Origin of the sequence: Francisella sp. SYW-9 (genome assembly GCF_008711465.1) — a bacterium.
In the GTDB taxonomy this organism is placed as follows: Bacteria; Pseudomonadota; Gammaproteobacteria; order Francisellales; family Francisellaceae; genus Francisella.
On sequence record NZ_VXKQ01000018.1, the window covers coordinates 1 to 22,190 of the forward strand.

A 22,190-nucleotide genomic window follows, 5' to 3' on the forward strand; every position below is an offset into this window, starting at 1 on the left:
GATAAAGCATATTTTTCTGAAGAAAACATAAAATTCCTTGAGAAAAATAAAAATAAGCCTGTAATTCCGTCTAGAGAAAACTATACTAAAAATCATGATATAGATTGGCATATATATAAAGAAAGACACTTAATTGAGAACTTTTTCTCTAAAATTAAGCACTTTAGAAGGGTTTTCTCTAGATTTGATAAAACTTGCTCTGCTTTTCTTGGCTTTGTGGCTTTAGCTAGCACATTTATTTGGCTTAGATAATTTTTTGTTCATGGAACCTAATTATTGCTAGATAATAATAAAGGTATTCTTTTTGATAGTTAATAATGATAAAGTTTTATTATTACAGGTAATTTATACTTTATTTTACATATATGATTAGAAAGCTATTAACTATTTGTGTACAGAAAAAAGCATCAGATCTACATCTGTCATCTGGGTGTAAAGCTAAGTATAGGATTGATGGGGATTTGATTGATATAGAATCATCTCCAGTATTAAATGATAAGATGATTTCACAAATGCTCTTAGAGATTATGACAGATGATCAAAAAGAAGAGCTTGTTGATACTTATGAGTGTGACTTTTCTATCGATGATAAAGAGAACGATGCTAGATTTAGGGTTAATGCATTTTTTCATAACAGAGGATATGGAGCAGTTTTTCGTCGTCTAGAAAATAAAATCCCAACGTTAGATCAGTTTGGAGCTCCTAGTGTTCTTAAAGGAGTACAAGCTAAGAAAGGTGGTTTAATTCTAGTAACAGGACCTACTGGATCTGGTAAGAGTAGTACATTAGCAGCATTAGTTAATGAGATAAATAAAAAAGAAGACTCGCATATTTTAACTATTGAAGATCCTGTGGAATTTGTTCATGTCAGTCAAAAGTCATTAGTCAATCAGCGTGAGGTAAAAAGAGATACAAAAAGCTTTAATGCAGCATTAAAATCAGCTCTTAGGGAAGATCCAGATTGTATTCTTGTTGGAGAGATGAGGGATCTGGAAACTATCCGTTTAGCATTAGAAGCAGCTGAGACAGGACATTTAGTCTTAGGTACTTTGCATACCATGTCAGCAATAAAAACTGTTGATAGAGTTATTTCGGTATTTCCTCCAGCTGAGCAAGAGCTAGTGCGTAATATGCTAGCAGAATCTCTACAAATAGTTATTTCTCAAAGACTACTTAAACGTAAGGGCGGCGGACGAGTAGCTAGTTATGAAGTGCTTGTTTCTAACTCAGGTATCAGAAATATGATAAAAGAGAATAAACTTTCTCAGATATATACAGCATTACAGACTGGTACTTCAAAAGGTATGTCAACAATGGAGCATAGTATAGAAAATCTACTTAAAGCTGGAACAATTACAGCTGAAGAAGCAGCTAAATATATAGTAGTTAGATAATAATAAAATTTTTAGTAGTGTAATTTTTCTTTTGTTTTCCCTCTAAAAATATAATAAGCATAACTTGTATAAAGCAGTAATAGGGGTACCATAATAATTGCTGGAATTAGTGTAAATAATAAAGTTGTATCACTTGCCTTGGCTTGTAAGTAAGTTATTTCGTAAGGGATTATATATGGGAAAATGAGTGTTAACATACTTATATAAGTAAATATGAAAACACCAACAGCAAGCCAGTAAGCTAAAGCATGATTTTTTGCATCAACAGCTTTTATTAGCGTAAATGCGCATACTACCGTAAGTACAAATAATCCTCCTAGAATTACCATTTTATATAGATTGTCAAAAGGAAGTTTTACATATAATGGTGTAATTAACCCAATCACAATCATTAGGATAACTAAAAATTTAGAACATTTTTTAGCAAACTGTTTAGCTTTGCTAAATAGTTCATCTTCTGTTTTTAGAATTAAGCGAGTGGCTCCTAATAGAGCATAACCAAAGACTAGGGTTATGCCTGTAACAGAAGAAAATCCTATATCATATAGAGCACCATGTGGGAATCCAACGATTAGTTCTCCAACTATATAGCCTTGTAAGAAAGTAGCTACAAGAGATGATATGAAAAATAAACGGTCCCAGTTTTTGATACCTTTTTGTGAGGATTTTAATCTAAATTCAAAGCATATCCCCCTTAGTAATATCATTACTACGAGTAAAATAGCTGATAAATATATTTTAGGGAAGATGTATGCAAAGGCGATAGGAAACATACCATAAAAGCATGCTAGAGCAAAAACTAGCCATGTTTGGTTACCATCCCATGTAGGTAATAAAATACTGGTTGCGATATCTCTTTGATGATCATCTAAAAAAGGAAACAGTATTCCCATACCTAAAGCAAAACCATCTAAGATTACATATAAAAGTAGAGCGAACGCAATTATCATTAACCAAATTAGTGCTAAATCCATGACTTATTCCTCCTCGCTTACATTTTTTTCAACAGATTGAAAGTATGAGTAAGGCATTCTTTCTTCTCCTGGAGTATTTGGTCCCCCCTTAATAATTCTGAGCAAATATTTAAAGTAGAAATAACCAAATATAATAAAGTAGACAATGATTATCGAAGCTAGTGATGCAAAAACTTGCCAAAAGCTAATATCACTAACAGAGTATTGTGTCCTAAGAATGTTATAAACAACCCATGGTTGTCTACCAAATTCTGCAGTAAACCATCCTGTAATGATAGCAACAAATCCTAGAGGCGTTGTTAGTGTGCATATTTTAAGAAACCATTTCGCTGAATGCACTTTCTTTCTTGCTAGTAGAGTTGTACCAACTAGGCCAATTAAAATCATTAGAGTTCCGATACCAACCATTATTCTAAAGCTATAAAATACTACAGCAACAACAGGTCTATCTTTTTCAGGAACAGATTTTAAACCAATTAGTTTACCATCGAGCTTATGAGTATTAATTAAAGAAGCTAGTTTAGGAATTTCTATAGAGAATAGGTTCTTCTCCTGTGATTCACTTGGGTATGCAAATACTACAAAAGGCGCTCCTTTTTGAGTATTCCAAACTCCTTCTATTGCAGCAGTTTTTATAGGTTGATTTTCGTGAACTTCTCTTCCAACATCATCACCAACCATAAGTTGACACAAGCTTAATACTAATATTGAAATTATTGAAAACTTAATGCAAGTTTTTGCAAAAGAGAGATGCTTATCTTTTATCAGGTAATATGCACTGACACCAAGAATAACCATTAAGGTACTTAGATAAGCTGCTAAAAGCATATGTATATATCTAGGTATTACAGATGGGTTAAATATTACGTGATACCAGCTATAAATTTCAAATCTTCCATTTATATAGTGAACTCCATCAGGAGTCTGCATCCAAGAGTTTGCTGATAATATCCAAAATGCTGATAGTGTAACACCAACAAATATTGTGAAGTTTGCTAGAAAGTGGATATATTTGTTGATTCGTCCCCAACCAAATATCATTATACCTAGTGCACCAGCCTCTATAAAAAATGCGGTTAGAACTTCATAGGTAAATAAAGAACCAAGTACAGGACCGACTTTCTCAGCAAAACCTGCCCAGTTAGCTCCAAACTGAAACTCCATAACAATACCTGAAACAACACCCATACCAAATGTTAGAGCAAATATTTTTGTCCAAAATTTGACTATGGATAGATATTTGTCATTTTTTGTAATTAGCCAAAGTGCTTCAAAGATCATCAGAAAGGTTGACAACCCAATACTAAATGCTGGAAATAATATATGGAAGCTTACTGTGAAAGCAAACTGTATTCTTGAAAGAATTTCTACCCAGTACATGAAGAAAACCTCTTTTTTGTTTAGTTATTAAAAGTTTAGCCTTGGGACTATTCTCAGCTGGGAGAGCTAAAGTGTGATATCTATAAGATTTTCATATTATAATTATATTCTCAAGCTATTCTTAGCAATATTAATAAAATGTAATGTTCATTAGTGTTATTTTAGCAATATAATTGTAAGTGAAATAAAGAAATATTATGGAGTAGTTATGAAGATATTAATAGCAGGAGGCTCTGGATTTGTAGGTAGAGAGTTATCTAAGTACTTGAGCCATAAGCATGAACTAACTCTACTAACTAGGTCAGAAAAAAAAGAATTAGGCAGTTATCATGATTTAACTACATGGGCTAATTTGACACAAGAGAATATCGTTAACTATGATATTGTGATAAATTTATGTGGCTATAATATTGGAGAAAAACGCTGGAGTAAGACAGTTAAAAAGAAAATATTAGCAAGCCGTATAGAGCCAACCAGTAAGTTAGTTGAGCTTATCGGTGATAAAGATATTTGGCTTATTAATGCTAGTGCCATTGGATACTACAATTTTTCTAAACTAATCCAGGATGAAGATAGTCATAGTAGAGATTATGATAAGTTAACTTTTGGTCAAGAGGTTGTTGATAAGTGGGAGAAATGTCTAGTTGCCTCTAAACTTCAAAGATATACAATTTTCCGTTTTGGCGTGGTTATTGGCAGTGGTGGAGCTTTAGAAAAGATGTCGATGTCGGCTAAATTTGGTTTTGTTACTATGCTTGGAGATGGACATAATTATATGAGCTGGGTGAGTGTGTATGATTTATGTAGAGCTTTTGATTTTGTCATTGATAATAAATTTGATAATCAAGAGATATTTAATCTAACAGCACCAAATGTCTGTCAGCATCAAGTCTTAATAAAGCTATTAAGAAAATATTTAGTAAAAAAACATATACTTAAGATGCCTACTTTTGTAGTCAAATTGTTGTTCGGTCAAATGGGTGAGGAGCTATTATTATCAAGCCAAAATATCAGACCTACAAGATTAATATCAAAAGGGTTTTCTTTTGAAGATCTGAAGATGCAAAAAGCTTTAGAGAGATATTTTTAAAACTAATGTCTTTTGGAATCATTTAAGTCATCCTATCCGAGCATTTAGTGGAAGTTGAAGTGTGACTAGAATATCTATTAATTATATATGTGAAACTTTTGTTAGTTAAGTTTATAATTAGCTGTCAGAATGATAGTTGGTTGGTATTTTAACAATTACAGTGAGTCCTGTTTGATCGGTATTATTTTTTGCATAAATATGACCGTGATGAAGCCTAACAATCTCTGTAACAATTGCTAAACCTAGTCCACTACCTTCTTCACCGGTTCCTGTCTCGCGATAAAATCTATCAAAAATTCTATCGATATTTTCAGGAGGCACGCCAATACCGTTATCTTTTATTTCAACAATAATATTACCACCTTCTTTATAGGAGTGTATTTCAATGTTTCCACCATTAGGCGTGTATTTGATAGCATTAGAAATTAGATTTTTAAACATTATACCAAGTAAATAATCATTACTATAACAGTAGATTTGTTTTTCACAGGGGAAGAAAGAAACTTCAATATTTTTCTCAATTGCTTTGATGGCATTTTCAGCAATGAGAGTTTCGAGAGTTTTATTAATCATAAGCTTCTTACCAAATGTGATTTGCTCATTTGGTTGGATTCTACTTAGTGTCAATAATTGATCAATAATGTGTGAATATCTATTGGTTGAGTTTTCAATTTTTTCCAACTTTTGTTTGATTTCATCAACATCATCAGAGGCAAGAGCTATTTGAACTAATGTTTTAACTCCAGCTATAGGTGTTTTTAACTCATGAGCGGCATCACCTGAAAAGCGTTTTTCTCTTTCTAATGTTTCATGGAATTTTTCAATTAAAGAGTTTATTTGTTCAACTAAAGATTTGATTTCATAAGGGATAATATCTTCATCTAATTTCTCATTTTTGCGTGGGTTTATCTTGGCAACACGTCTATTTATCCGCTCAAGAGGATGAAGAGCCGTTTTTAGAATGTAGTAGATAAAGGCAATAAGAATTATATATGTTGAGGCTAAGAGTATAGCGAATTTAAAAATTATCTGGCGAGAAACTCTATCTTTAACATCATTATTAGCAAATATTGTAATTACTTTGTCATTATCAGTTTTTAGGGTGTATGTATACCAATGTCTCTGTTTACCAGAAGCATAACTATAAAACCAATCAAATCCTGTTCTTGAAATAAGTGTTTTATAATCTTTATTAAAAATAGGCAGATTAGAAGTTTTTAGAAATAGCCTATTATGTTTAAGATCATAAACAATAAATCCAACGCTTTCATTATGATTTTTAATATCTAAAAAAGACGATGATATTTTGTTTACTATCATATTCGTGGCATTTTTATCTCGCTCTAGAGGGTATATCTTTAGTACAGTTTCAATAACTTGAGCCGCTGATTTTAATTGATAATCAAAAAGAGCATCATTTTGATGTTTAACTTGATAAAAACTAAATATAGATATAACAAGCATAAATACTGCAAAAAAACTGGCGAAAGAAACTACTAAGAAACTTAGTATAGAACCTTCCTTTTTATCTCTGACAAAAAACATACTATTTGAATGTTTATTTATATTATTGCCTACATTATAAAGAATTTTGAAATTTATTATTAGTTTTATAGTTGTTATAATAATTTATTATACTTAATGAAATTACATGAGAGTGTATATTTTTACTAAATTATATGAGCAAAATAGTTAAACCTTTCTACACAAAGTATTATGAGTCGGCGACTTTATACTTCTATACAGATGAAGATCTTCGTTTCGATCTTGTTTTAACTTGTCCTCATGCTGAGATTGGAAGTAACTTTATTGAATTTGATTATCCTGCTATAAAGCAACTAGTAAAATTAGAAAAACAAGATTTTGATGATTTTTTGGCAATTGAATATGATTTTGGTACATATTCTCTTAGTCATGCTATAGCTCAGAAATTATATTCTGAGTATGGTTTATATACTTTAATTATGGAGCCAACATTTCCTCGCGCAATCTTAGATGCAGGCAGATTATATCCAAATTGTATAAGAAACATTATCGACTATGATCAGCATCCTGAATTAAAGAATTCTTTGATAAAGCTTTATGATGAGTATATGGAAAAACTTTGCCATGTTGTAGCTGTAGCTAAAAGTTATAATGCTGTTTCTATAGATTTACATACGATGTCTAGTTATTCACCAAATGTTATCCAAGAAAGATATTCTGAAGCAATAATAGAAACTCCAGATACATTAGAGCAATACATTGATTTATATAAAAAAGCACACATAGAGGGAGAAAAAAGAATAACAGAGCTTTTTACGGGAGATGCTCGTAATGGGATTTTCGCCTCTAAAATTTTACTTGAGTCACTATCTGATGAGTTGGAAGCTGTAGGCATAGATATACAGTATGACAAACCATATATCCTAGCTGAACATTTAGTGGCGCATTATCTTGTTTGTGAGCTAGAGACTGTTTGTATTGATATACCTAAAGATCTTATATCTAAAGTAACAACAGGTGATGAAAAATATGATATAGCTAACTTAGAAGTTGATAAAAAGAAGTTATTAACAATGGCAGAGGTCTTTGCTAAGGCTGTTGCAAATACGCGTAAACAACAACAATTAAAAGGTGCATAATTTATGGCAGTAAAAACAACAAACGCTATTTCTGAGAAGATTTGGGGCAAAAAAGCTATTCATATACCAAATACTACAGATATATATGGGGCAGATTTAGTTAGCTCTTTTGTAGATAAGTATGTTACGCGTACGCTATGCCTACTTGCTAAAGATCATAAGATAATTTTACCTAAGAAGAGCCAAGATGAAGTTGAAAAAATTGTTGCTTATTTTAATAAGATTGGCTTTGAATATATAAGCATGGATAATTTTATATTTTTACATAATGAGCATTACAGATTCTCAACAATTGTTATGAATTATGCAGACCAGATTTCAGAATTTAGCAATCCTGAGTATACTAGTCTTGTGCCTTTTACTTCAGCTACAGCCGTTGAATTACTTGGTATTAAATATAAGAAAAATTATGGACTATCAGAGGCTCTTTCTCAGTTTTTAAATGATAAATCTTTCTTAAGACAGATGTTACATGATAAGGGAATCCTTGTTCCTAGTGTAAATATAATTTCTACAGTTTCTGATGAGGATTATGTTAAGAAAGCACTTAAAATATATCGTAAATATGAAAATAAAGGTATATATGAATGTGCTGTGATTATGCCTAGAGCATGTTCAGGTTATGGCATTCATCGTTTTCAAAGTGAGAAAGAGTTAAGAGAAATTTTAAAACTTATGCGAAGAGTAGAAATATTTATGATCGATCCTTGGTTAGATAATCTTGGATCACCTGCTTTTCAAGTAAGTATCGCTGATAAGAAAGAAGATGATATTTGTTTGGGTCTTAGTGATCAGATGTTGGATGGTCAGACTCACTTAGGTAACAAGTATAAGTCAGAATTTAGTGATGAACCTGCTGTTATTGAAATGTGTGATGAAGTGACTGAGATTCTTCGTGATATGGGAGTTCGTGGAATTGTTGGCGTTGATCTTTTGATACGTAAAATAGATGGCAAAATTGTTCCATATGTCTTAGAAGTTAATGCAAGACAGACTGGTGCAATATATGCAGGATTTTTGGCTTATGAATTACGTAATGGTCAAGATAAACCATGGGTAGGACATAATAATGTAATTGTACCAAAAGATTCAACAATAGATGATTATCATAGGTATTTAAAATCTAAAGGTGTCGATTATAAGTATGGTGATAGTGAAGGGGTTATTATTACTTGTATAGGAAACCTTGATCTTAATCATAAAGTTATGATTTTAGTTATTGCTGATACTGATAAGCGACTAAATGAGATTCTTGATATAGCAACTTCTTTTGAGTAAGTATATTTGTTTTTTTATAAAAATTCTAATTGAACCTTATTATTTTATTGCTTGGAGAATACCAGTAATTATCATTTGTGTACTAATAATCGTTAGTATCATCCCCATCAGTCTTTCAACTGCACGCATACCTCTTTTTCCTAGTACACGCTTTAAGAACGGTGCGATTAGAAGAATTAATAGGGTCGCAAGACAAGCAAGAATTATCGATAGCCAGCTAAGCCATATTCCGATACTATTATGTTGAGCGATAATCATAACCATAGCAATACTTGAAGGTCCAGCCATTAAGGGAATCGCTAGAGGAACAATAAAAGGGTCTGTATCGTCTTCTGGTCTCATATTCTCATCACTAGGATATATCATCTTTAATGCCATAATAAAGAGAATTACACCACCAGATACTTGTACTGCGGCAACAGAGATATTCATTAAGCCTAAAATAGCTTTACCACAAAAGAAAAATAAGCTTAGTATAAGAAAAGCAATAATCATCTCTCTTATTATTATCTTTCTTTGATCATTAGGATTGTATTTTCTAAGAATGCTTAAGAAAATTGGTATATTACCGATTCCATCCATTAATAAAAATATTGTCACAAAAATTGTATAAAAGTTCATAGTTTATTCTCAACAAAGTAAAAGAGTTAGTATAAAGATCTAACTCTTATGGTTTATTAATAATGTGTGTTTAAGTTTGGGTATTAAAAAAGCACAGTTTCTCTTCTATTTTTTAAATGAAAAATAGCACTGACTTATTTGAATGTGTGTAATCTACCATACCATGCTTATTGATGCCAACCTTCTTTAGCATATATTAATTAATTTTATATATAAGCTATATAAATGAATCACCTTGCTTTAGTTTAATGACAGTGTCAAAATAAAAAATACTAATATAACGATTTGGAAGCCGATGAATAAGATATCTATAGGTGTAAGTAGTTGCTTAGTTGGGAATAATGTTCGTTATAATGGAGGTAACTGCCATAAGTCATATATCACAGGAGTTTATGCAGATTATTTTGACTATAAAATAGTTTGTCCTGAGGTTGCTGCAGGCTTAGGCGTACCAAGACCAACATTATTTTTAGTTGAAGATATTCAAAAGGGTATATTGGCAGTTAAGACAAATAAGACTCATGTTGATGTTACAGGTGACCTAAAGCAAGCAGTTAATAAATTAGTAGCTAACTTAGGTACTGTTTATGGTTTTATTTTAAAGGCTAAATCGCCAAGTTGTGGAGTAGCTACAGCTAGAGTGTTTGATGAGAATCATGGTTATACAGGTATTAAGGCTGATGGATTATTTGTTCGAGCTCTTAGAGAGTACGATCCATTATTGCCAATAGAAGATGATGGTAAGCTCACAGATAAAACTTTAAAAGATCACTTCTTGCGTAAGGTGTTTTGCTATTATGACTTAAAAAATGTTTTTATGAGTTGCTCAAGCATTACTGAGATGATGGAGTATCATTCAAAGCATAAAGTGTTGCTTAGGATGCATAATAATAAGGTTAAGAAGATTTTAGGTAATATGCTTTCTGAGGCTGGTAGTAAAGCAGATCTTGGTGAGATTAAACAAAAATATGTAGACTTATTCATGCAAGCTATAGCATCTCCAGCTAAACGAGGAGCACACTATATGGCATTGCAGAATGTTTTGCGGGAGATAAATAAAAAGATTTCTAAATCTCAACGTCAGTATCTTCAAGAGATATTAAATAAGTATAAAGATTGTAAGATTTCTTGGGATGTACCTGTGAGTATTATAAAGATGTACCTCTTAGATATTGATTTGCCTTATTTAGCAAAGCAAAGCTATTTAAATCCTTATCCTGAAGAGCTTATAACTTAAGCATTAATTTCTTTTGGAAGTAAGAATGCAAAAGGAACACAGATTAGTAGTAGTCCTGATAAGATTGCTATAATTATATCAAATGACTGATTGTAGGATAAGGTGTGATTTACTCCTTGTGAAAGAGATAATATATAGCCAATACCTGGTAGAAGTATAACAGGCAATATATTATTTATCATATTTACACCTGCTGTACTTGAGGCAGATGTTCCTGGAGGTGATATGATTTTTGCGATCGCGAAAGTTATTGCTTGAGGACCAGCCATCATACCTAATGCTAAATATGAAATTATAAATAGGTTTTTGTGCATAGGTATATATGCAATAGCTATTATCAGTAAACCTGATGATACTAAGCTTAAGATTAATAAAAATCTAAAACGGTTAGTATAGGCACTAATAATACCAAAAACCGCAAATCCAATAGCTGCTCCAGCAAATAGAAGACTATTTAAATGAGATGCTACAGATTGGTTAACATTTAGTTTAACTTCTATTAATCCGACTCCCCATAGTGAACCAAGAACATTAATTGGCATAAAGATGCTTGCACCAATTAAACTAGCAATCCAAAACCTAGGATTCATAATTATCTTAATTAGTTTTACAATGGTTTCAGAGAAGCTAGATTGACTAAAGTGTGTGAACTTTTCTACATGTTTTTTATTATCTTTAATAAAAATAACTATTAGTAAGAAAAGAATAATTCCAAAATATGTGAAAGTTGAATTACCTTGTTTCCAACCGAAAGTAGCTACTAAATTTGAAAGAAAGATATCCGTGAATAGTCCACCAAGAATACCAATGACTGTCGTAAAGCCAATAAACGTTGAGAAAAATCTTTGTGGTAACCACATACCAGCCATTTTAGCAGCACCAATAAAACCAAACGCTGAGCCAACACCCATAAGTATTCTACCAAAAAATGCGACTTCATAATAATTGGTAGCAGAAAACAGGTAGTTACCTAAGACACAAAGAGCCGTTGCAATACTAATTACTGTTTTACGATTATATTTATCTAATATTACCCCCGCTGGGATTTGCATAATAGTGTAAGAGATAAAGTATGCTGAAGAGAGCCAGCCAATTTTAGCATCACCAATGTTGAAAGCATTTTTAAGGTCTTCAGCCATTACCCCTGGAGCTGCTCGAATAAAGAAATCATAACTATAATTTAGAGTTGCAATCAAGCATATTGCCCATGCGATAATAATCAAGATATTTGATTTGGGTAAATGAGATTCATTCATAAAAATATGATTAGATGTTACAAAGTTATTAGCATACCAAACAAACATAAATTATTCAAAATATAACCTCTAATAAGTCCATAAAATCAGGGTTTTATACTTAGAAAAATAGGAATTTTATCGATAGAGATACTAAGAGTTGGATTTAAAATTAGTGGCTAGAATCACCTTTCCCAAGTTCATCAACTATTTTTTGCTGTTCGATTTCTAGTTTGACAGATTCTGATTTGTCACTAGCAATATACATATATACAACAGGTAGAACAAATAGTGAGAAAATAGCACCAATAACTAGTCCACTTGATATAACTACACCAATACAGTTTCTACTAACCGCACCAGCACCTGATGATGTAACAAGAGGTATCACACCAACGACCATAGCCGACACAGTCATTAAGATTGGTCTTAGACGTTGTGATGATGATGTGACAATAGCATCATATTTATTTAGTCCTTCATGCTTTTGTAGATGATTGGCAAATTCAACCACCATAATCCCTTGTTTTGATATAAGACCTATTAAGGTTACCAAACCAAGTTGGGTGTATATATTTAATGAGGCCCAACTTGCACCAATAAACTGTCCAAAGTATAGTGGAATTAGAGCTCCTGAAATAGCCATAGGAATAGTTACCAAAATTACTAAAGAATCTCTAAAGCTCTCAAACTGGGCTGATAATGCTAAGAAAATTAGTACGATTGCAAAAGCAAAGGCTACCATCATAGTGTTACCATTTTCAACGTATTGACGTGCAGATCCTGAGAAGTTGTATGAGAATCCAGCAGGTAGCTGACCTCTAATCACACTTTTAACATAGTCAATAGCCTGTCCTTGTGTAACTCCAGGAGACATAACAGCAGAAATCGTTGCTGAGTTTAGCTGTTGGAAGGTGTTTTGTGTTAAAGGTTGGCCTTTGGTTTTAAATGTCATTAGAGCTGATAAAGGTACCTCAGAGTCAAACATATCAGTAGCATCATCTGAGCGAATAAAGATATTTCCTAGTTGTTCTTGAGTAAGCATCTCATTTCTTGCTAACTGAGGGATTACTTGGAAGCTATAACCCCTTAGGAAGAAATAATTTATATAGCCACCAGCATATGAAGAACCAAGTGTTTTAGCTATATCTGCCATCGTGATTCCTAAGATTCCAGCTTTGTCACGATCTATATTTATATCAACAACAGGGTTATCAAACTTAAGATCACTTTGTGCAAAGACAAACATACCACTTCCCATCATCTTTTTAATAACTTTGTTGGTGATATCATTTATGGCTTGATAGCCATTCACACTCTGGATAACTATAGATATAGGAGCTCCCCTAGGTATGCCTGGTAAAGATGGGACTTGTTGCACGTATGTTTGTATGCCTGGTAATTCAGTAACCTTGGATTGAATTATATTTGCAGCCTGTTGCTGGGAGGTTTTTCTATCATCCCAAGGCTTCATAATAAATCCACCGAAGATTACATTTGATCCCATCACCCCATTTAGAATAAATGTAGCTTTTTTACCAGGGACTTCATTTAGGGTTTGATTTAGCTTTTTACTAAAAGCCTCTAAATAGTTAATATTTGCAGAAGAAGGCGCTTGTCCCATTACTGCGATAAATCCTTGATCTTCAATAGGCGCAAGTTCTGATTTGATACCTGTACCCATAATAAAGCAACTAATAAGGACAATAATCCCCATAATAGCAATAGCTGGTTTTATATCTAGGACGAATATTAGTAAAGCTTTGTATTTTGCAGTTAACTTACTAAATAGTGAGTCTACAAATTTTACTAGTTTTGTACTCATCATCTGACGATTCAGTACTTTTGAACACATCATTGGTGATAGCGTATAGGCTACTATACCAGATATTAGTACGGCTCCTGCAAGCGAGTAAGCAAATTCAGTAAATAGCTGACCGGTAAAGCCTCCCATCATTCCGATAGGAGCATATACTACTAGTAAGGTTAGTGTCATTAATATGACTGGGTTAGCAATCTCTCTAGCACCTTTTATGGCTGCTGGAAAAGGCTCCATTCCTTCTTCTATATGGCGATAAATATTCTCAAGTACAACAATTGCATCATCAACTACCAAGCCTATGGCAAGGATCATGGCTAGTAAGGTCAAGAGATTGATTGAAAAGCCCATCATACTCATTAAAAAGAACGAGCCTATAATGGATAAAGGAATTGCTATAACTGGTACGATAATTGCTCGTAGTGACCCTAAAAATAGAAACATTACAACAGATACGATAATAATTGCTTCAACAAGAGTATGCAGAACCTCATCGATTGAGCTTTCAATATATAGTGTACTGTTATAAGCGACATTAACATCTAAACCATTTGGTAGCGAGGCTTTGATATTAGGTAATTCTTTGACTAAGTTAGAAACTACAGAAAGAGGATTATCTTCTGGTGATACTACAGCACCAGCAAGAACCGCATTTTTACCATCAAAGTATACGGATGAGTTATAGTCTTGGGCTCCTAGTTCAACTTTTGCAACATCTTTTAACCTTACTACCTGATTATCGCTTTTTTTGATAATAAGATTTTCATAGTCCTGAGCTTTGGACATGCTTGTTTCTGGGTTTAGTGTGTAGTTTAGGTACGGCCCTTGTATTTGACCACCTGCTGAGACTAAGCTATTAGATCCAATTGCTTGTGATAACTCCCCAGGGGCGATTCCGTATTCTGCCATGCGGGATTTATTAGGGTATATACGCATTGCATATGGTTTGTTACCCCAAACATCTATTTCAGATAAACCACCTTGGGCAAGTAATTTCGGAGTCAACTCGGAGTTGATATATGCTGATATCTCTGAGGTACTCATAGTCTTACTTGTGAAAGCAAGAATTAGTGAGGGGAAGTTATCAGCAGGGTTTAATTTAATAGCAGGAGAGTATGCATCTTGAGGTAGTTTATTAAGTACTGAGTTTACATTCTGTACGACTTCAGATAAAACATTATTTGAGTTATATCCTAGCTTAACATATACCGTAATTGTACTTGTTCCTAGGGCAGACTCAGACGTCATATAGTCAATTCCTTTTGAGGATCCTACAGCTGATTCTATTGGCCTAGTTACAAATGCCTGGATTGTTGCAGGGTTTGCGCCAGGGTATGATGTTGTAATAGTGATCGTTGCGCTATCTATGTAGGGGTACTGTCTAATCTGAAGGTTAAAAAATGAACCAACTCCAACAACAATAATCATAAAACTTATTGAAAGAGATAAAACTGGTCTTCTTATGAAAATATCAATAAGACGCATTATTACATTCCTTGCTTATATATATTGTTACTTAGCTTTACGCTATTGTTTAGCATTGCATTGCCGCCTTTTTGAACTTTATTTTGTCCCGAAGTAACTATTGTTGTTCCAGGTTTTATACCCTCTACAAGAGCTAAGTTGTTTCTAGTTTCTAAAACTTTAATGTTGTCTTGGCCAACTTTATATAAAGTTTTATCTAATGTGATAGTTTTCATTCCACCACCAGCTGTAGAAGTATATGATACTTTCTCAGGTTTACCATCCTTGTCTAAAACAGGCTTCAATGTATATACCGACTCGCCATATAAGCTATACGATACGGCATTTCTTGGAATGACAATTGAATCTTTTTTAATCGGTAGATTCACATGCACTGTTAAAAACATACCAGGGACAATTTGATGTTTAGGATTTTTATATGTAGCTTGGACAACAATAGATCTATTTGAATCATTAATAAATGAGTTAATAGCAGTTATCTTTGCAGTAAATTTTTTACCAGGATATGAGTCAGAGAAGAAATTGATATTTTGTCCAACTTTTATCAAACTAACTCTATTTTGTGGAACAGAGAATGTTATAAAAATAGGATCTATTTTTGTAAGAGTTGCAGCATTATCACCATTGTTAAAGTACTGACCTAAACTTATGTTTCTAATACCTATCTTACCATCAAAAGGTGCTTTAACTTCTTTAAAGCCAATTTGTGATTCAATATTTTGTACTTGTGCTAGAGCTGCTAGATAGTCTGCGTTAGCTTTATCTGCCGTTTCTTTCGAAGTAGCTCTTTGTTCTACAAGTTTGTTATAACGATCTGTAGTAATCTTAGCAAGTTTTAACTTTGAAAGGGCCTCTTCTAAATTGGCCTTTAATTGACTTGTGTCTAGTTTGAAAAGCAAATCGCCTTTTTTAACTTCTTGACCACTTTTGAAGTTAATCTCACTAACAATTCCACCTGATTGTGATGAAATTTGCGTTGACTGGATTGCTTGAGCTTCACCGATTGTATTTATGATTTGTTGCCAATCTGATTTCTTTACTACTGCCGATGTTACAGCAACTGGTTGAGGTACGTATGATGCCATACCTTTTTTTATCATACTCTGTACAAATTCAGCAAAACCAAAAATACTTCCAAAAATTAGTAATGTGGCTACAACTACTACGATTGAAGCTACATTTTTGTTTTTCAACTTAGCTAGTAAAGCTTTTATCTGATTTATTTGAAATATAAAGTAAACTATCGCTAAAGCGGCTCCTAACTTACCCAAGATTAGCCAAGCAACAACAATTGTGATTACACAAAAAATAGCATAATTCTTTTTGTTAGCGTTTATTTTTTGTTTTAAGTTCTCAAATCCTTTCTTGAAGTCCACAGTTTTATCTCACTATTTTTTAAATATTTTTATAAAAAAACCAATACAGTTTATTACTAATAAGCAGATGAAAAATATTAGGCTATATACAGCTAAGCTGTAGCCAGATATTTGCTCGGATATTTCTGAGCAGCTTTCAACTGAACCTGTAACTGACTTGGTCACACTAAGTAAAAATGGATTATCTATACCACCACATGAAGCAATATTTGTTGTCGGCGGAGTGGTATTTGCAAAGTATTGTAAATACACTTGATCTGCTGCTATATAAAGCCCTAGTATTATAATTGCTATTATTATTGCTCTAATAATTAAGGAGAATATTTTAGGAGATTTCTTTATCCATCCTAATATACTAAAAACCAACACACATAATACAGAGAATTGCTGTAAAAGGCACATAGGGCATGGTTTCCAACCAAGAATAGCCATTGTGAAAATAACTGCACAGAGAGTTATGATACAGACTATGGTATTGATAGGAAAAATATAACTATCTAGTTTTTTCATTATGTTTAACTATCTTATATATCAAAAAAAGGTTTTCGTAATTGTATCATAATTTTAAATTGTTTTTTATAGTATCAATATATAGATTATTTATAGCAATTTTCAAAGAGCTTTTAGGAGTATTAGTTATTATATTTTGGATATTTAAATTATTGATGGCATTAATGGTATTCTCTAATAGTTGATAGTTCCTTAGTATTTTTTTTGTTTTAGTTATATCTTTATGCTTTAAATAAATGTTAATACTCTCTTTTAGAAGCACTTTGTCTCTTATTAAATTTGCACTTTTTATCAGTATGAATGCTTCATGAGCATCGATTTGTTTTTCAAGTATTTGCCTAACATAGATTGTTGCAGTTAGTATCTTGAATTGTTTGTTAGTTAGTAGCAATTCTTTTTTTAGAGAGCCCAAGTATTCTTTAGGAACTTCTAAAAAGCATAAAGTAATTTTTTGAGCTATATTTGCATTGATATATTTAGAGTTATTAAAGAAAGTTAGATTAGGTATTAAATCAAGCAAGTTACTTACGGTTGGAAATACCTTTTTTAATGCATCGAGCTCACTTAATGTTTCAAGAAATATCTTAGGGTTTATAAGAGCTTTAATAAACTCTATATGCAGACGTTCTTTGGTTAGAAAACTTAGTTCATCAGTTTTTGAAATCTCTTTTACAAGCTCTTTGGTTTCAGGGGCGATTGAAAAATTAAAAGCAGAAAGTTGGGCTTTAAATCTAGCTAAGCGGATAACACGTAAAGGATCTTCTATGAAAGCTTCTGATGTATGGCGTAGAATACGATCTTTAATATCTTTTTGACCATTAAAGGGGTCGACTAAGTTATTATTTGTATCGACCGCTATTGAATTGATAGTTAGATCTCTGCGTTTAAGGTCATCTTCAAGGGTAATATCCTTTGAAAAGAAAGTCTTAAAACCATGATACCCTTTAGCTATCTTCTTTTCTGCTCTAGCAAGGGCATATTCTTCTTTTGTTTTAGGGTCTAGAAAAACAGGGAATGAAGCGTTTATCTTAGTATAACCAGCGGATAACATTTGCTGTTCTGTTGCTCCAACAACTACCCAGTCTTTGTCTTTATAGGGTAGTCCTAGTAGTTTATCTCTAACTGCACCACCAACTAGATATACTTTCATCATTTCGGTACTTAAGTTTGCTTAGCTTTATATTAACAGAAAAATGTGTATAATTACTCGTTACTTAATATTGTTATTATAAGCAATTTTTTATAAATTATGGGAAATATGATTGATAAAATAGACCTTAAATCTCAAGGTCCTGGAAGTCTTAGTGGTGAAATGTCAAGTAAAGAGAAAGTAACAACTCTTTATAAGAGGCTACTAGGTCAAGTTAAACATCTTTGGCACTTCTTAGTTTTAGCGGCAATAGGGAGTATATTTTTTTCAGCTGCTGATGCTTCAATGATATATTTAATAAACCCTATACTAAATTATGGTTTTGGTACAGGTGGAAATGTAACAAAACAAAGTGCTAGTATTTTGATGTTAATGGGTGTGGGTATGGTTGGCCTATTAACATTAAGATCAATAGGATCTTTTTTATCAAACTATTTTATAGGTTCATTAGGGCAGAAAGTTGTATATAAGTTTAGAAAAGATATTTATAAAAGATTTATGGACCTGCCGGCGACTTTCTTCGATAAGCATTCTTCTGGACAAATTATTTCAAGACTTTTATATAATGTTGATCAGGTTACAGAGGCTACATCAACAGCTATTATTACAGTAGTTCAGGATGGTACTTTTGTAATAGGTCTTATCATTGTGATGGTGGTATCAAGTTGGCAGCTATCTTTATTTTTGATAATAGTTGGGCCGTTTTTGGGCGTATTTATATCAATAATAAATAAGAAGTTTAGATCTTTAAGTAGAAATACTCAGTCATCTATGGGTAATGTTACTCACACAGCTGAAGAGACTCTTAGAAATTACAAAGAAATAAGAATATTTGGTGCGCAAAAGAAACAGCAAAATAAATTTTTCAATAATCTTGACTACACGTATTCTCAGCAAATAAGAACAATTGCATTGGATTCTTTAACATCTCCAGTTATTCAAATTATAGCTTCGCTTGTTTTAGCTCTTTCATTATTTACAATCGCTATTTTTGGTACTAATGCTGGAGGAGGTTCTTCTTGGCTGACAGCAGGTTCATTTGCATCTTTCTTTGCAGCAGCTGCAGCTATTTTAAAACCGATTAAGAATCTTACCAAAGTGAACGTGGTTATCCAAAAAGCTGTTGCTGCGACTGAAGATATCTTTTATATCCTTGATTATCCAGGCGAAGAAGAAACTGGTAAAAAAGAGCTTAAGAAAGTCTCAGGTGACGTAAGTATTAAAGATGTAAGTTTTGCATTTAGTACACTTAATGTTTTAAATGGAGTGAGTGTTGATATTAAATCTGGTGAGACAGTTGCATTTGTTGGTAAGTCAGGTAGTGGAAAAACTACACTTACAAGTATTATCTCAAGATTTTATACTCAGCATAAAGGCCAGATTTCTATTGATGGTGTAGATACTCGTGAATTATCACTTGAGAATTTGAGATCTCACTTATCAATGGTTTCTCAAAACGTTCATTTATTTGATGATACTGTTTATAATAATATTGCTTTTGGTTTATCAAGAGATGTTTCAGAAGAAGAAGTTGTCGATGTTCTTAAAAGAGCAAATGCATATGACTTTGTTCAAGAGTTGCCAGAAGGTATGCATACAAATATTGGTAATAATGGTTCTAAGCTATCAGGTGGTCAAAGACAGAGGGTATCAATAGCAAGAGCCTTACTGAAAAATGCTCCAATATTAATATTTGATGAAGCTACTAGTGCTTTAGATAATGAGTCAGAAAGAGTTGTTCAGCAAGCACTTGAGAGCTTAACTAAATCATGTACAACAATAGTTGTGGCCCATAGATTAAGTACTGTTGAAAGTGCTGATAAGATTGTTGTTATGGATGGTGGAAAAGTTGTTGAATGTGGTAGGCATGAAGAACTCCTAGAACAAGGAGGACTTTACACAAGACTATATCAATCAGGACTTGAGTGATTAGATGGTAGATAAATTTTGGTATCAGAGAAACCCAAGTTTATTAAGCTTTATTCTAAAACCTATTTCTATTATTTTTTCAAAGGTTGCAGCTAATCGCAAAATTAAACAACAACAGAATCAATACAAATCAAAAATACCTATTGTTATCGTTGGTAATATATCTATTGGTGGCACAGGCAAAACACCTGTAGTCAGAAAGTTGGCTCAAGAATATTTAGCAAAAGGTAAAAAAACTGTAATTATTAGTCGAGGTTATGGAGCAAAAGCAGAAAATTACCCTTTTGAGGTTGATATAAATACTCCGGCTAATCAGTGTGGTGATGAGCCTGCAATGTTATATGATGCTCTAAAAGCTCAAGTTCCAATAATTATCTCTCCACAAAGAGTTGATTCAGTAAAGTATATTGAAGAAAAGTATCCAGATACTGATGTCATAATAAGTGATGATGGCTTGCAACATTATAAGCTAGCTCGGAATAAAGAAATAGTTGTTGTTGATGCCAGTAGAATGTTTGGTAATCAGCTATGTATCCCAGCTGGACCTTTAAGAGAACCTGTTGAAAGATTAAAGTCTGTTGATGAAGTTATTGTAATTGGAGATTGTTCTAAAGATGATCAAAATTATATAAAAAAGTATAACCAAAATATTACTTTAGATAAAATTGTTGCAACTGAATTTGTAAACCTTGTATCTGGTGAGAGATTTTCTAAAGATAGCTTTTTAGATAAGAAAGTTACAGCTATTGCAGGTATTGGTAATCCAGCTAAATTTTTTCAAACTCTAGTACAGAATAGTATTAAAATTGAGTCTAAAAAAATATTTAAAGATCACCATAAATTTGTACCAGAAGATTTTGCTGATATCAAAGATAATCAAATAGTTGTTATGACATATAAAGATGCCATTAAGTGTAAATCTTTTGCTAAAGATAATTGGTGGTATTTAGATATAGAATTAAAATAATACTCTTATAGTTGCTGTAATAATCTAGTTCCTGAGAGAATAAATAGATATTATCGCTAGCAAGATAGCCATATATTTCTAAATTATCAATAGTATGAGAATTGCTAACACAGATAAGATTGCTGTTTCAGGAGCTGGTGTTTCTGGTTTGTGTGTAGCTATTATTTTGTTGTCTAAAGGTTTTGATATTACTATTTTTGAAGAAGGCTCCCAACTTAGAAAGGATGGTGGCTGTATTCAAACCCCTTCTAGTTTTATAAAGTATTTTGATGTGTTGGGTGTAAAAACAGAGTTTTTAACAAAGGCTCTTGATTGTGGCTATATATTATCTAACCATAGAGAATTATTATTTATGGATAATATAAGAGCTTTGGATAATATTAAGTCCTTTATTAATCAGAGGATATATAGTATTTCACGTAGAGACTTGTATGACATACTTCTAAATAAGGTTAACCAACTAAATTCTAACTGTATTAGAACTTCAGCTTCTGTACAGAGTTTTGTAGAGACCGACAAGAGTGTCTCTTTATATTTTAAGGATTCAGAACAAATTGAGTGCGATTTTATTATAGGTGCTGATGGCGTGAGGTCAAATATACGCAAATCATTAATGGATATTCATGTTATAAAAAATCCTAAAATAGGATTCTGGTATACGAATTTAAAATTACCAGAAAAATATAATCTTGGTTCATACAGCAAGCCTCATTTGTATTCTGATACGAATAGTAAAGATTGGATTTATACTTTGCCTGTGTTTTTTAGTAATGATTTATATTTGGTAGTTTTTGCTATAATAAATGATAAAGATTTTGGGAGTTATGAAACTAGTAATAAAGTTATGCTAGGAGACTTTATAGATAATTTTAAAAATTTGGATTCATACATAAAAGAGTTACTTAAAAATGATATAAATAATTATTATGGCTATAATTTCTTGGAAGAGAGAGTGATTCAGGATAAAAAATCACAAAAAGCTATGCTTGTTGGCGATGCGGATAAGTCGTATGTTAGCTTTATTGGTTTTGGTACTGCAATGGCTATTAAAAACACAGTTGAAAAAATACAAAAGCTTTAAAAGAGAGTTTAAGAAAATAAAATTAGTCATGCCGTAAAAA

17 protein-coding genes and 1 pseudogene are annotated in these 22,190 nt (G+C 32.4%); 9 read left to right on the forward strand and 9 right to left on the reverse strand.

From position 1 onward, the window contains the following. Both F3D62_RS08660 and F3D62_RS08665 read left to right on the forward strand, forming a co-directional pair. Positions 1-252 (forward strand): annotated as a pseudogene (locus tag F3D62_RS08660) (IS5/IS1182 family transposase); the annotation flags it as partial. Between the two features lie 113 nt (positions 253-365). After that, the gene (locus F3D62_RS08665) at positions 366-1,394 is read left to right on the forward strand and encodes a type IV pilus twitching motility protein PilT (RefSeq protein ID WP_150467862.1); all 1,029 of its coding nucleotides are present in this window, start codon (positions 366-368) and stop codon (positions 1,392-1,394) included. Between the two features lie 11 nt (positions 1,395-1,405). Here the strand turns inward: F3D62_RS08665 and F3D62_RS08670 are convergent, their stop codons facing one another. Further along, positions 1,406-2,368: a cytochrome d ubiquinol oxidase subunit II gene (locus tag F3D62_RS08670; protein ID WP_150467863.1), complete on the reverse strand. Its 963-nt coding sequence runs from the start codon at positions 2,366-2,368 to the stop codon at positions 1,406-1,408. 3 nt (positions 2,369-2,371) lie between these two features. Continuing rightward, positions 2,372-3,748, reverse strand: a complete 1,377-nt coding sequence (locus F3D62_RS08675) for a cytochrome ubiquinol oxidase subunit I (RefSeq protein WP_150467864.1) — start codon at positions 3,746-3,748, stop codon at positions 2,372-2,374. Positions 3,749-3,956: 208 nt separating this feature from the next. Between F3D62_RS08675 and F3D62_RS08680 the strand changes: the two genes are divergently transcribed. Beyond that, positions 3,957-4,838: a TIGR01777 family oxidoreductase gene (locus F3D62_RS08680; RefSeq protein WP_150467865.1), complete on the forward strand. Its 882-nt coding sequence runs from the start codon at positions 3,957-3,959 to the stop codon at positions 4,836-4,838. 117 nt (positions 4,839-4,955) lie between these two features. Here F3D62_RS08680 and F3D62_RS08685 read toward each other — a convergent pair whose 3' ends face one another. Next, positions 4,956-6,383 carry a sensor histidine kinase gene (locus F3D62_RS08685; protein WP_150467866.1) on the reverse strand — a complete coding sequence of 476 codons (1,428 nt, stop codon included), beginning with the start codon at positions 6,381-6,383 and terminating at the stop codon, positions 4,956-4,958. A 134-nt stretch (positions 6,384-6,517) separates the two neighbouring features. On the opposite strand from F3D62_RS08685, the gene F3D62_RS08690 reads away from it, so the two are divergent. Next, positions 6,518-7,462: a hypothetical protein gene (locus tag F3D62_RS08690; RefSeq protein ID WP_150467867.1), complete on the forward strand. Its 945-nt coding sequence runs from the start codon at positions 6,518-6,520 to the stop codon at positions 7,460-7,462. Between the two features lie 3 nt (positions 7,463-7,465). After that, positions 7,466-8,740, forward strand: coding sequence for an ATP-grasp domain-containing protein (locus tag F3D62_RS08700; RefSeq protein WP_191092576.1), 1,275 nt, complete (start codon positions 7,466-7,468; stop codon positions 8,738-8,740). Positions 8,741-8,779: 39 nt separating this feature from the next. Here F3D62_RS08700 and F3D62_RS08705 read toward each other — a convergent pair whose 3' ends face one another. Further along, positions 8,780-9,361 (reverse strand): MarC family protein, encoded by a 582-nt coding sequence (locus tag F3D62_RS08705; protein WP_150467869.1) that lies wholly within the window; start codon positions 9,359-9,361, stop codon positions 8,780-8,782. Positions 9,362-9,656: 295 nt separating this feature from the next. On the opposite strand from F3D62_RS08705, the gene F3D62_RS08710 reads away from it, so the two are divergent. After that, entirely contained in the window at positions 9,657-10,598 is a 942-nt protein-coding gene (locus tag F3D62_RS08710; protein WP_150467870.1) for a YbgA family protein, read from the forward strand. On the opposite strand, the gene F3D62_RS08715 is transcribed toward F3D62_RS08710, so the two are convergent. The 5 genes from F3D62_RS08715 to F3D62_RS08735 form a co-directional block, all read right to left on the reverse strand. Then, the gene (locus F3D62_RS08715) at positions 10,595-11,854 is read right to left on the reverse strand and encodes an MFS transporter (RefSeq protein ID WP_150467978.1); all 1,260 of its coding nucleotides are present in this window, start codon (positions 11,852-11,854) and stop codon (positions 10,595-10,597) included. The two genes, F3D62_RS08710 and F3D62_RS08715, sit on opposite strands and share 4 nt — an antisense overlap. 151 nt (positions 11,855-12,005) lie before the next feature. Beyond that, a complete protein-coding gene (locus tag F3D62_RS08720) occupies positions 12,006-15,137 on the reverse strand; it encodes an efflux RND transporter permease subunit (protein ID WP_150467871.1) in 3,132 nt (1,043 codons plus the stop codon). A 2-nt stretch (positions 15,138-15,139) separates the two neighbouring features. Then, entirely contained in the window at positions 15,140-16,513 is a 1,374-nt protein-coding gene (locus tag F3D62_RS08725) for an efflux RND transporter periplasmic adaptor subunit (protein WP_150467872.1), read from the reverse strand. Positions 16,514-16,525: 12 nt separating this feature from the next. Continuing rightward, positions 16,526-17,023, reverse strand: a complete 498-nt coding sequence (locus tag F3D62_RS08730; RefSeq protein ID WP_150467873.1) for a disulfide bond formation protein B — start codon at positions 17,021-17,023, stop codon at positions 16,526-16,528. 46 nt (positions 17,024-17,069) lie between these two features. Beyond that, positions 17,070-18,173, reverse strand: a complete 1,104-nt coding sequence (locus F3D62_RS08735) for a CCA tRNA nucleotidyltransferase (protein WP_150467874.1) — start codon at positions 18,171-18,173, stop codon at positions 17,070-17,072. Between the two features lie 99 nt (positions 18,174-18,272). On the opposite strand from F3D62_RS08735, the gene msbA reads away from it, so the two are divergent. The 3 genes from msbA (at position 18,273) to F3D62_RS08750 (ending at position 22,150) form a co-directional block, all read left to right on the forward strand. After that, entirely contained in the window at positions 18,273-20,102 is a 1,830-nt protein-coding gene (msbA, locus tag F3D62_RS08740; RefSeq protein ID WP_150467875.1) for a lipid A export permease/ATP-binding protein MsbA, read from the forward strand. 4 nt (positions 20,103-20,106) lie between these two features. After that, a complete protein-coding gene (gene lpxK, locus F3D62_RS08745; RefSeq protein ID WP_150467876.1) occupies positions 20,107-21,069 on the forward strand; it encodes a tetraacyldisaccharide 4'-kinase in 963 nt (320 codons plus the stop codon). 94 nt (positions 21,070-21,163) lie between these two features. After that, positions 21,164-22,150 (forward strand): FAD-dependent oxidoreductase, encoded by a 987-nt coding sequence (locus tag F3D62_RS08750; protein ID WP_150467877.1) that lies wholly within the window; start codon positions 21,164-21,166, stop codon positions 22,148-22,150. The last annotated feature ends 40 nt before the right edge of the window (positions 22,151-22,190 follow it).